12 protein-coding genes are annotated in these 11,967 nt (G+C 65.9%); 2 read left to right on the plus strand and 10 right to left on the minus strand.

The window, feature by feature from the left end; all coding sequences use genetic code 11:
- Positions 1-80: 80 nt before the first annotated feature.
- A complete protein-coding gene (locus tag ACQR1F_RS08165) occupies positions 81-422 on the minus strand; it encodes a phasin family protein (RefSeq protein ID WP_315718372.1) in 342 nt (113 codons plus the stop codon).
- 429 nt (positions 423-851) lie between these two features.
- Between ACQR1F_RS08165 and ACQR1F_RS08170 the strand changes: the two genes are divergently transcribed.
- Positions 852-2,591: a serine hydrolase gene (locus tag ACQR1F_RS08170; RefSeq protein ID WP_315804137.1), complete on the plus strand. Its 1,740-nt coding sequence runs from the start codon at positions 852-854 to the stop codon at positions 2,589-2,591.
- A gap of 231 nt (positions 2,592-2,822) precedes the next feature.
- Here ACQR1F_RS08170 and ACQR1F_RS08175 read toward each other — a convergent pair whose 3' ends face one another.
- From ACQR1F_RS08175 to ACQR1F_RS08190, 4 genes are all read right to left on the minus strand, one after another.
- Complete coding sequence (locus ACQR1F_RS08175; protein WP_316237485.1) at positions 2,823-3,539, minus strand: DnaJ domain-containing protein; 717 nt, start codon at positions 3,537-3,539, stop codon at positions 2,823-2,825.
- Positions 3,540-3,644: 105 nt separating this feature from the next.
- Positions 3,645-4,403 (minus strand): VWA domain-containing protein, encoded by a 759-nt coding sequence (locus ACQR1F_RS08180; RefSeq protein WP_434912789.1) that lies wholly within the window; start codon positions 4,401-4,403, stop codon positions 3,645-3,647.
- A 143-nt stretch (positions 4,404-4,546) separates the two neighbouring features.
- Entirely contained in the window at positions 4,547-5,434 is an 888-nt protein-coding gene (locus ACQR1F_RS08185) for an alpha/beta fold hydrolase (protein ID WP_315804140.1), read from the minus strand.
- 408 nt (positions 5,435-5,842) lie between these two features.
- Positions 5,843-6,766: a division plane positioning ATPase MipZ gene (locus tag ACQR1F_RS08190; RefSeq protein WP_315718368.1), complete on the minus strand. Its 924-nt coding sequence runs from the start codon at positions 6,764-6,766 to the stop codon at positions 5,843-5,845.
- A 263-nt stretch (positions 6,767-7,029) separates the two neighbouring features.
- Between ACQR1F_RS08190 and panC the strand changes: the two genes are divergently transcribed.
- Positions 7,030-7,881 (plus strand): pantoate--beta-alanine ligase, encoded by an 852-nt coding sequence (panC, locus tag ACQR1F_RS08195; protein ID WP_316181812.1) that lies wholly within the window; start codon positions 7,030-7,032, stop codon positions 7,879-7,881.
- 172 nt (positions 7,882-8,053) lie between these two features.
- On the opposite strand, the gene ACQR1F_RS08200 is transcribed toward panC, so the two are convergent.
- The 5 genes from ACQR1F_RS08200 to ACQR1F_RS08220 all read right to left on the minus strand — a co-directional run bounded on the left by ACQR1F_RS08200 (position 8,054) and on the right by ACQR1F_RS08220 (position 11,923).
- Positions 8,054-8,494, minus strand: coding sequence for a DUF1489 family protein (locus ACQR1F_RS08200; RefSeq protein ID WP_434912790.1), 441 nt, complete (start codon positions 8,492-8,494; stop codon positions 8,054-8,056).
- Between the two features lie 23 nt (positions 8,495-8,517).
- On the minus strand, positions 8,518-9,510 hold the full coding sequence (locus ACQR1F_RS08205) for a hypothetical protein (protein ID WP_434912791.1): 993 nt from the start codon (positions 9,508-9,510) through the stop codon (positions 8,518-8,520).
- Positions 9,511-9,809: 299 nt separating this feature from the next.
- Positions 9,810-10,001 (minus strand): hypothetical protein, encoded by a 192-nt coding sequence (locus ACQR1F_RS08210; protein WP_315718364.1) that lies wholly within the window; start codon positions 9,999-10,001, stop codon positions 9,810-9,812.
- Positions 10,002-10,240: 239 nt separating this feature from the next.
- Positions 10,241-10,900: a glutathione S-transferase family protein gene (locus ACQR1F_RS08215; protein ID WP_316181807.1), complete on the minus strand. Its 660-nt coding sequence runs from the start codon at positions 10,898-10,900 to the stop codon at positions 10,241-10,243.
- A gap of 150 nt (positions 10,901-11,050) precedes the next feature.
- Positions 11,051-11,923, minus strand: a complete 873-nt coding sequence (locus ACQR1F_RS08220; RefSeq protein ID WP_434908606.1) for a hypothetical protein — start codon at positions 11,921-11,923, stop codon at positions 11,051-11,053.
- Between the last annotated feature and the right edge of the window lie 44 nt (positions 11,924-11,967).

The raw sequence follows: 11,967 nt of genomic DNA on the forward strand, positions 1-11,967 counted from the left end.
GCCCCCGACAGCGCTCTGCCTTCAGCCAACAAAAAAGCCCGGCGCAAGCCGGGCTTTGTGCTCCCTGCGGGCGCGAACGGTCAGTGCGCGGCCGGCGGGGTGAACTTGGCGGCGATGCCTTCCAGCGGCTTGAACGCCTGCTTGGCGAGATCCGAATACAGCCCGGCGATCTTCTGCGAATCGGCGACGAAGGTCTCGTAGGCCGACTTGGCGAACTCGGTCTGCACCTCGAGCACCTTGTCGAGCGACTTCACGCCCTGGAGCTTCTCGACGAACGACTTGGTGTCCTCGAACGACTTCTTGGTGTAGTCGCCATAGGCGGTTGCGATGGCTTGGAGGCCGTTCTGCACGGTCGTCGCGGAGTTCACGACGGTCTCGAACTGCTCTTTGCCGTAGTTCTGAAAGTCTTCAACCTTAAACATGTGGCATTCCTTTCCCTGACTTTGAGCGCCCTCAGGGAAGCCCCGGCTCCCTGACGCGATCACAATATAGTGCAGCGCACAAAATCAATCAAGAATCTTGTGCAATGCACCATCCCGGGCATTGCTCCCCGATCCACCGTCAGGCGCTCCAACCCGGGTCAGTTCGGCAGAAATACCGGCCATCGCCGCAAGGTTTCTTTAATCCTTTGGCAACTCGACCGTCCTAACCTCTCCGGTGGTCCCGGCCAGCGTCGGCCGAACCGTAAAGCTGTTCTAAAACAGCGTCTTAACAAAACCTCAGTTCGGGCCCTTCGATGCTAGGCAGCGTCACGGCACGATCGGGAGGTCCGACAGGCACGGTCAAAGGGGCGTTCGGCACAATTTCGCCTTACGAGCCGGTGATCACGTCAGAAATTGGACGGGGATTTCATGCTTCGCAAAAAAATGGCTTCCTCGCGCCTGTTGCGAGTTGGCGTCTATGGACTGATCACCCTCGCGACGGCAGCAGTGGTCACGGTCGACAGCGCAGAAGCGCGCCGGCGTCATCGGCACCACCACGCGCGTCACTCGCCCCATACCGACGAAGGCAGCTACAGCCCGGCCTTCGCCTCGATCATCGTCGACGGCAATTCGGGCGCGACCCTGACCGCGACCAACCCGGACGCATTGCGGCATCCCGCGTCGCTCACCAAGATCATGACTCTCTATCTGCTGTTCGAGCGCCTGGAGTCGGGCAAGATGAAGCTCGACACCGAGATGCCGGTGTCCGAGCACGCCTCCGAGCAGTCGCCGACCAAGCTCGGCCTGCGCCCCGGCCAGACCATCCGCGTCGAGGACGCGATCAAGGGCCTGGTGACGCGCTCGGCCAACGACGCTGCGGTGGTCATTGCCGAGGCGATCGGCGGCGACGAGGATGATTTCGCCAAGATGATGACGCGCAAGGCGCGCTCGCTCGGCATGAGCCGCACCACTTATGTCAACGCCTCGGGCCTGCCCGCCGACGAGCAGATCACGACGGCACGCGACCAGTCGATCCTCGGCCGCGCCATCCAGGACCGCTTCCCGCGCTACTATCGCTACTTTTCGACCGAGGTCTTCAATTATCGCGGCCAGTCGATCCGCAACCACAATCACCTGCTCGGCAGCGTCGAGGGCGTCGACGGTATCAAGACCGGCTACACGCGCGCGTCCGGATTCAATCTCGTGACCTCGCTGCGCCGCGGCAACCGCCATCTGATCGGCGTCGTGTTGGGCGGCCGCAGCGGCGGTTCGCGCGACGCGATCATGCGCAATTTGCTCGCCGAGAACCTCGAGAAGGGCGCGACCAAGCGCACCGTCGCGGCGATCGGCGAGCGCGGCGGCTCCGATGCCGGCGACGACCGGGGCACGGTCCAGCTCGCCTCGGCGGCGCCAGAGGCCCCGGCCCCGAGCCGCGCCGCCAAGCTGATCTCGACCCTGTCGGAAGCCACCGCGGCCCTGCCGCCGGCGGCGCCGAAGGAAGCGAAGGTCGAGCCCGCGCCGATGACATCGGGTGTGATCCAGACCCAGCCGATGTCGATCGTTCCCGGTTCGACCGAGCCGATGAAGCCCGTCAAGGTCAGGACCGTTCAGGTCAAGGCCGGCGCGGTCAAGCTCGCCACGGCGGCCCCGCAGCCGGTGGCGCCACCGCCTGCCCCGATTGCACAGCGCATCGAAGCGATCGAGCCGGCGCCGCCGATGGTGCGCGCCGAAGCCGCCCGCCCCGAGATGCCGCCGCAGCCGCCGGGCCATGGCACCGGCAACGGCATTCTCGGCGTGCTGCCCGCCTCCAGCCTGCCGGCAGGCTCGTCGCAGGCCATGGCCTATGCCGCGCCTCCGGCCCAGCCGACGCAGATCGCCTCCGCGAGCGCTGCGCCGGAGCTCCCGAGCAAGTCGTCCGTCACGCGGAGCGGCTGGATCATTCAGGTCGGAGCGCTGGACAACGAGGCCGAGGCCCAGAAGCGGATCGAGGCGGCCCGCAGCTCGGCACAAGGTCTCCTCAGCAAGGCCGATCCCTTCACCGAGACGGTCGCGAAGGGCGACAAGACCCTCATCCGCGCCCGCTTCGCCGGCCTCGATCGTGATCAGGCCGAGGCCGTCTGCAAGAAGCTGAAGCGCGCCGACATCTCCTGCATGACCGTGCACAACTAACGCACCGACATCACGACATATGAGGCCCGCGCGACACACGCGCGGGCCTTTTTCTTTGCGCGCGTGCGACACCGCCGCGAACGCGCTCGCGCAAACCACTCGTCAAGGAATTGCCGCTAGAACTTTTTCACCATGTCGCACGATCGCGCCTGACAGAGCCGGGAGCCGCTGATGTCGACATGGCTGTGATGGAAGCAGTTTCGATCTGTGGCGTTGGTGGCGTTGCCGGAGTTAGCCGTGATGCGTACGAAGCAGAGTATCCTTGGCCTCGTTCACCCGGGCGGCGAGATACGTCGACCCCCCTTGGTCGGGATGCAGTTTCTTCATGAGCGCACGGTGGGCACGCCCGATCTCGTCTCGCCCCGCGCCCGGCTGCAGGCCAAGGATCTGATAGGCCTCCTCTTCCGTCATTTTGGAGCTCGACGCCGCGCGGCGCTGCCGCCCTGCCGCATCGCCTTGCGCGTGCTGACGCCAAGTGGGAAACCGGCGGTCCAGATAAGTTTCAAGTAGAGCGACGCTGTCGGCATCGAGGCTCGGTGCCATCGCCGCGAGCTGCGGCAGATCGAACTCGTCGAGCGACCGGCCGGCATGGATGCCGGCGACGAAGCGGCCCAGCATCTGGCCACTGTCGTGATCGAGCACCATCTCGATGAACTGCGAGCGCACCCGCGAGCTCTGACCGGACGAGCGCTGCCCACCCAGCCCGAACATGCTGCCGAGATTGCCGAGCCCGCCGGGTGACCAGCCGAGCAGCCCCGCCCCGAACAACCCGATCGGGATCGCCACCACCAGCTCGCCGCGAAGGCCGGTGAAAGCTGCCACCGCAAGGCAGCCGATGCCGCCGGCAACCTTGATCGCGCGCGCCAGCGCCGCCGGATTGGCGTTCCGGAACATCTGCAGCAACAGATAAAGGGTGATGACGGCGACGGCGCCAGCGATCAGTGTCATGGGCCGAATATAGAGCGTGTCGGCACAAAAAGCATGATCGGCTGCGTCCCCGACCGGCAGGCTCGAGCCGGTGCGCTTGATGTTGGCGGCGGCCGAAATCGATCTCTACTTCATCTGCCCGATCAGGCGTGCCGCGCCCGCTTCGGAGCCGGCGAGCCGGAGCAGCGCCGCGCGACCGCCCGCAGCGTAGGCCGCGGCGGCGCGCAGGAGCTCGCGCAACTGCGCGGAGGCGCCCGGATCGAACCTGCACCACGCTCCTCCCGAGAGCCGCGCCATCTCGCGAAACGCCTGCTCGGCCGCGGGCTCATGGCCCTCCTGGAACATGAACAGCGGGACCTTCAACAGCCCGAGCTCGCCGGCCTTTGCGCAGAGCTCGTCGACATCCTCCTCCATCGCGTCGCCAACGAACACGACGGCGCGGATTCCGGACGCTGTCGCATGGCGCCGCGCCTCGGCAAGAACCTTGCCGATCTGGGTCTTGCCGCCGCGGCAATCGATCTTGCCCATCAGCCGGGCGAGCTCGGCGCTGTCGGAGATCCAGCCAGTGGCGCGACATTCGTTGAAGCCCCTGTAGTACACCAGCCGGATATCGAGGCTGCCGAGGGCTGCGGCCTCGCGAAACATGTCGGCCTGCAGGGCGCAGGCCATGTCCCAGGTCGGCTGGCGGCTCAGGGTCGCATCGAGCGCGAAGACGAGGCGGCCTCTGGTCCCCAGAGCCGCGGGAGCCATGGCCTTGGCCTGCGCGACGAATGCCGCAATCGCGTCTGCCGTGGAATGCTCATTGTCCGGCAAGCGCTGCTGACGCGAGCCATCGTCGGGCGAGGTGATCGGGGCAGAACCGGGCTTCGAACGATGATCGACCATGCACGCACCTTGCTCGGACGCGCATCATGTGGGCAGGCGGATGGACAGCTTCAATGACGGCAGTGACATCTGCCGGATACGCCGTTCGTTCCAGTCGCAAGGGCCGCAAGGATCAGGCGAGACCGGCGTCCGCCCCTGCCCCCTCAATGCGTCAGCGGCTTGGCCGGCGTCGCGGTCTTGCCGACCGGCGCATAAGGCGCGACGGGACCCGGATCGAGCAACGGGGTATTGGTCTTGACCGGCCCGATGTCGCTGGTGCTGTCGCTATCGGCGAGGAACTTGTCCAGCATGGCCTGGATCGACGACTTGGCATCGTCAGGTCCGGTGTCGCGCATGTCGTTGTGCTGGAAGTCCGTCTTGACGACGGTGATGCCTTCCTTCTCGCAGATGTCGTCGCTCGGGATCACGCCGGGATCGGTCTTGAATTGCGGGTCCTTCGAGCGGAACGACAGAATCTTGAACCTGCCGTCGGTGACGAACGGGACGCGGAGGTTGTCGAGCGTGACCACCTTCCGGACGTCTTCGGGATACTGCTTGGCGAAATACATCGAGATGTCGCCGCCCATCGAATGACCAACAATCGTCAGATGATCATAGTCCGCATTCGGCTGCACTTGGTGCATCTGCTCGACGGCGAATCGGATGTTGGCGACACCGCGCTGGATCTGCGGCAGCCGGCCGACATAGGGCTCGCCGATCTTCGTCACCATCGGCGCATCGGTCGGCAGGTCGTGCTGGATGCTGACGGCCATGTAGCCGCGCGCAGCAAATACGTTGGCCAGGAACGAGTACTCGGTGAACTTGACGGTGTTGCCGTGATTGAGGATCGCGACCGGCAGCTTGATCATGCCGGCTTCGGCCTGCATCTCCTTGTCGCGGCGGACGGCCACGGCGACTTCGACCAGACGGTTGTCGCGCGAGGCGTCATAGAACCTGATGGTTTCGTGCCGGATCGCCCACTTGCTCGCGGTGAAGTAGCCGACGGCCGCCAGCACGCTGACAGACACAAGAACGGTTATTCCACGCTTCATGTTCGTCCCTCGGGAGCACAATCAAAGGTAGTTTTGAACCTGTAAGACTCTCGCGACCCGTTCTGTTTAATATATGTAACGGCGCTGTGACAGGAAGACTAAATGTTGTGTATCCGTCGCCCGTTCGTTGTGCGCCGCACCTAGTTGCTGTGCAGCAGAGCGGGTTCCGCCGCATCCTCTTGTGACTTGAGCCCTGAACGTCAGGTTCAAATCAGTCATGAATTTGACGGCAATCTAGCGAAATTGGCGGCCGCGGCGTTGACCTGAGACAAATCTTCTTCCGTCCAGCCCAAACAGGCTGAACGCGCCGCTACCCGCCGCCGCTGTCCGGAGATTTTTAACCAAGCCGCGGGCAAGTTCAACGTGCACAATGTCTCAGGCGAGGTCTCGCCTGACTGCGGACGGTATTCAGGCGCTGATGATGTCGTGCAGGTCGAGCGGCTTGTCGACCTGGGCGAACCATTCGGCGCGGTTCGCGGCGCGGCGGCGGCCGCGCTCATCCAGCGGCAGCTTGAGCTGACGCAGCAGGCTGGTGACCTCCTCCCGGGCCGTGACGTGGCCAAGATTGGGGCGAGTGCCCAGGGTCGCCTCGTCGATGTCGTCGAGCGCGGTCAGCCCGCGCGGGAAGAACTCGCGATAGACGACGCGTTCGGCAAAGCCGTCGATGGCGCGAAAGCCGAGCCGCAGCGACAGGTCCTTGAGGCCGTCGGCGACCAGTTGCTTGTTGCGCGAGCCGAGCATCGACAGCCGGTTGCGGACCACGATCCAGTCGGTCATCGCACCGTCCACCTGGCGGCGCTTGCGCCGGACGTCGCGCACCATCTCCGCATAATGGCTCTCGCCGGTCACGGCATAGGTCGCGGGATCGACCGTTCCCAGCACGTCGAAGTCGAGGAAGCTGTCGTTGATCGGCGTGACCAGCGTATCCGCCATCGAATGCGCCAGGCGCATCAGGTAGCTGTCATTGCCGGGCGTATCGATGACGATGAAGTCGAACGAGCGTTCGACCGCGCTCACGGCCTCCATGAACTGCTGGAACTCGGTGTTCTCGTTCTCGTCGATCTGCAACGTCCGGCCGAGCTGGATGCAGTAGTGCGTCGGCAGCTCGAGGCGCAGGCCGGTGCGGCGCGCCCAGGCGCTGCGGTTGTTGATGTAGTGGGTGAAGCTCTGCTGGCGGCAATCGAGATCGATCGTGGCGACGCGCTGGCCGGCCTTCAGGAGTGCCACGGCAATGTGCAGGGCGGTGGTCGACTTGCCCGACCCGCCCTTCTCGTTCCCAAGCACAACCACGTGGGCCGAGCCCGATTGTCCTTGGCTAGTCTGCACCAGCATGTTGTCGACCTCTTACGATCATCTTCGAGTCACGGTCGTCTGCGGTCAAGTGAAATGCATCGTCATCGTGAATCCCACGGGGAGACGCATCCTCCGCTACTACTTGACGCGCGCGTTTACCAACTCCGCATCGGACGCGGAGACGTGCTAACAGGCGTATTCAAGTATGCTGAGCGGCGTGCCGCGTCCTTGTTAAGGGCGGTCGCCCGAGCGTCAAGGCCGAACAGAGCAACCGCAATTTTTCGCTGTGAGATCGAGCAAAAATGTCACGAAGCCCGCGCGTCGCCCGCACCGTTTCCGCCCTCCGCCGCGAGCTCGACAGCTTGCGCGCGAGAAAAGCCAGCATCGCGCTCGTGCCGACCATGGGCGCGCTGCATGAAGGGCACATCTCGCTGGTCCGGCAGGCGAAGCGCCGCGCCGACAAGGTGGTCGTCTCGATCTTCGTCAACCCGACTCAGTTCGCGCCGACGGAGGATTTCGGGTCCTACCCCAGGACCTGGAAGGAGGATGTTGCGAAACTTGCGGCCGAGCGCGTCGATCTGATCTGGCATCCCGACGCGAAGGCGATGTATCCGGACGGCTTCGCGACGCGGATCGTGCCGGAAGGCGCGGCATTGGCCGGGCTGGAGGACCGCTTCCGTCCGCATTTCTTCGGCGGGGTGGCGACCGTGGTCGCCAAGCTGTTCACGCAATGCCGGCCGGACGTCGCGATCTTCGGCGAGAAGGACTATCAGCAGCTCCGCGTCGTCGCCCAGATGGCGCGCGACCTCGATCTCGGCGTCCGCGTCGTCGGATCGCGTACGGTGCGCGAACGCGACGGACTCGCGATGTCGTCGCGCAATGTCTACCTCTCGGCAGATGAGCGGCGGGCGGCGCCGACGCTGCACCGTGTCCTGAAGGAGCTGGCGGCCCGGCTGCGCGCCGGCGACGACATGCAGGCGGCGGTTGATGATGGCGCCGCCGCAATCACCGAAGCCGGCTTCGCCTTGGACTATCTCGAGGTCCGCCACGCCGAGACGCTGGCGCCCATCGCCCCGAACGAGTCGGGACCCAAGCGCATCCTGGTCGCAGCGAAGATCGGAACCACGCGACTGATCGACAATATCGCGGCGTGAGGCGCCGGGAGACCGGCGGTCCGCCAAGACACCGTGAGCGGCTCCCTCGCCCGCAAGGCAGAGGCAACGGCAGCCGACGCCGCCTCGAACGTACGCCCTGCCCTTGCGAGCGAGGCTGAACTTCCGCCGCGCGTGAGATGCTCACGCGCAACACCACCGGCACGTCGAGGTGCTACAGCAACCCGAGATCGCGCAGCTCGCGGCGCAGCGGCTCGGGCATGGCTTCGACGCCCGCCGCACTGGCCTTGCCGAGATCGGCCGGCGCATCCTCGGCGGTCAGATAGCGCCACCCCTGGAACGGACGCATCGGCCGCGGCGACACCGCGATCACCTTCGGCTGCATGATGATGCGGCACCGCCCGATGCCGTCGCCGTCGCGGAACGGCTCGATGCCGACGATCTTCTCGCGCGCGGCGACCTCACCGCGAATCACCCAGTACAGCGAGCCGCCGGCGAGGATGTCCTCGACCCGTTTCGGCGTCATCCGCGTGACATGGACGTGCTGCTGCGGCAGGCCCTTCTTCTTGGCCGCGAGCATGCGCTCGGCGATCCACTCCTTCAGCTCTTTCACGGACTCGCAGCCGACGGCGAGCTTGATCAGGTGCAGAGTCATGATGGCGGTTCGACCAGCGGGATCTATTCGTTGTTGGCGGCCGGCTCGGCGGGCTCAGGCGCCGCTTGAGGCGCCGCAGCGGCCGGCTTCGGCTTCGGCGCGGCCCTCTTGGCCGCCGGCGCCTGGGCGTGGCTGGCAGCCACGCTCGGTGGGGCTGCGGGCGACGGCGTAAGCTGCGTCGGCGGTTTCGGCGCCGCGGCTGCCGGGGCGGCCGAGCGCGTCGAGGCCGTCGGCTCGGGATTCATGATGCTGACCGGCGGGGTGTTCGCCGAGCTGGGAAATTCCGCGGTCGTCGGCTTGCCGCTCGGCGCCGACGGCGCCACCCCTGGAGGCGCCAATCCCGCAAAGGTTCCAGCGACGGGCTGGCCCGGCACCGCATTCCACTGCGAGGCGTAGCGTGTCACCAGGCCCTCATAGGTCCGCCCTTCCATGTTGTTCATCAGTTGCTGGCGATCGCCCACGGCACGGAACATCACGCAATCGCTCGGCGTGCAGCGGTCGCGTGTCAGCAGCACATAGGCCATCAGGCCATAGCGATCGCGCTCGACGGCACGGCGCAGCGCCAGCAGCTCCGCGGTCATCACCTTGTTGGCGCTGGCGACGTCGCCCACCTGGGACAGCCGGCTCAGCATGCCCGCCGCATAGCTGACGGCAGCGGCCGTCATCTCGGCCGATCCGAACAGGCTCTTCTCGCAATTCGCGAGCACCAGATCGCCGGCGAGATCATCCACGCAGGCCAGCGCGGGCGGCGAGAGGCCGACGGAGGCGGTCACAGCAGGATCGCCATTGGCGCCACGCGGGGTCGCATCCTGGCTCCGCATCATCGACGCCACCGCAATCCCGACCGCCAGCAGCGTGATCACCGTCAGCGCGCCGTTGGCGACCGATTTCTCGGCCCTGAGCAGCGTCGTCAGGACGACCAGCGCAAAGAAACCCGCCGCGGCAACGGTGAGCCACATCGGGAACGCCGGTGAGTTCAAGAGCTGATCCAACGAGGAAGGCCAGGTCGAGTTCATGCGCGCTTGTTCCTGACGTGGGCCAGCGAAAGCGGCCCCGATGGCGTCCCTACATGGGACGGCCGTGAAACGATCATCAAATTCAAATGATCACCCGATCGATTGCGGCCCCACCAAGACAATAAGACGATTCCATGCGCCTGCGGGCGCCGGATGGTGTGGAGCTACCCGCTATCCCCAAAAGGGATCGCGCAGCAATCGTCATCGTCTCGCGCCACGGCTCCCGAACGCGTGGCAACTCTCCCTCTCGCTTCGGCTACGTCTCCGGCGGCCGCGTCCGCCGACGCGGCACGTGGTTCTCAAGACAAGGCCAATTGGCTCTCTCTGGCAACCCGCTCAAAGGCTTCCGTCGAGCTTTTGATCCGATACTGGCAGTCGTCGTCTTCCGTCGGAAGCTGGCGGATGATCTCGTAGGTGCCTGTGGCCGCCGGACGCGAGACGTTGCTCGCGGTGAAATAGACGGTCGCCCCAATGGGGAACTTGTGTTTCAACGCCCTCTCCTGCTCGCATGCCGGCAAGAGCCCCTGGTCCCGCTGCCCGAGCCGGCGTGTCTTTATAAATATCGCGCTTATATCACGCCGCCGCCCGCCCTGACCAGCGACCTCACGACGTGGCAAACGCGGAGATTGCGAGATTCTTCAACGGGATGGGTCCGCAAACGGTATTCCTGGACGAGCGGCTCGGGGCGCGCTCGTCCACCACGGACCAAATCGCGAACAGACGAGACCGTTCAGACGTTCTCGACCCGCTCGATGACCCAGTCCTCCGCGAGGCCGTCCTTCACCCAGGCCGCGAAGGCCGGCATCGCCATCATCATGTCCATGTAGGCGCGGGTCTCAGCGGCGACCGGAATGGCGAAGCTGTGGAAGCGCGTGACCACCGGGGCGAACATGGCGTCGGCGGCACCGAAGCGGCCGAACAGGAACGGCCCGCCATGGCCGTAGCGGGCACGGCAGTCGCGCCAGATGTCCTCGATCCGCGCGATGTTGGCCTTGGCATCGGCTGACAGTTCCACCGGCCGCACCGGCCGGTGGAGATTCATCGGGCATTCGTTGCGCAAGGCCGGAAAGCCGGAGTGCATCTCGGCGCAGACCGATCGCGCATGGGCGCGGGCAGCGGCATCGGCGGGCCACAGCCCCGCCTGCGGGAAGCGCTCGGCGAGATATTCGATGATCGCGAGCGAATCCCACACGCTGATCGCGCCATCGATCAGGATCGGCACCTTGCCGGCCGGGGAATGCTTGAGGATGCGCGCCTTGTCGGCGGGATCGTCGGTGTAGAGCGGGATCACGATCTCATCGAAGGCGATGTCGCAGCCGCGCAGCGCCAGCCAGGGCCGCATCGACCATGAGGAATAGTTCTTGTTGCCGATCACCAGCTTCAGCGTCATGTCGCACCGTCTCCATGTTGGGCGTGGACGGCCCGCGCAGCCGCGCCGTCGACGCTCATGCTATCGGCGACGCATACAGGATGATCGGCGGTTGCGTCGACACACAAGCGCCCGACCACGCGCCCGCCTTCATGCGTCGCCGGCCGCAGATCAGCGGGCGAAATCTTGCGGCGTGAACGACATCTCGATCACCTTCCACTCGTCGTAGCGATCGGGAGGCAACATCGCGTAGGGCTGGCAGGCATTCAACGCCTGGACCGCGCTCTCCTTGAGCTGGATCGCCTTGGAGGCCGCGACGACCTCTATCACCTCCGGCTCTGTCGCCAGCCGTCCATCGGGTGTCATGCCGAAGCGCAGCCTGATGAGCACGTTGTCCGACAGCGACAGCGAGGCCGGCAGCCGCGCGCAGCTCCTGACCTTCTGCCGCAGAGCCGCTTCCAGATTGGCGGCGAGGTTCGTCGTCGCGGTCGGCCCGGCGTCCTTGCCGTCCTCCGGGCCGCCGGGACGCGGTAACGGAGACAATGGCTCGGGCAGACCGAGCATGACCCCATACTTCACCGTGAGATCCGGTTCGGGAGGCACATAGGTCGGCGCGGGTGCCGGCACGGGTGGCGGCGCCGGCTTGACGGCGGATCTGCTCTCCGCCTTTGCGGCCGTCTTCACCGCTTTGGGCGATGCTGCCGGCGCCGGCTGTTTCGCCGCCGGCGCGGCCGGCATCGGAGGATTGGGGGTCTCCTTGGCGTCCTGCGGCGGACTGGGCGGTGGCGGTGCGGCGGCCGCCGGCGAGGCGTTCGGGTCCGGCTGCGGCAGCACCAGATCCGGCGTCGGGGATGGCGATGGCGTGGCGACGGGCTCGGGCGTCTTCTGCGGCTCGTCGGCGTCGACGATGTTGACCTCGATCTCGTCGCTCTTGGGCAGCTCATAAGGCCGGACCGTGGTCGAGACCATGACCCCACCGGCGATCAGGAGATGCGCGAGCACGGACGCGGCGATGCCCCAACGGATGAACTGCCAACGTTCCATGCTGCTTCACTACGCCCGCGCATGAGCGAAGGTGCGCGTCGCGC

The organism is Bradyrhizobium sp. HKCCYLS3013, assembly GCF_051167615.1.
GTDB lineage: Bacteria > Pseudomonadota > Alphaproteobacteria > Rhizobiales > Xanthobacteraceae > Bradyrhizobium.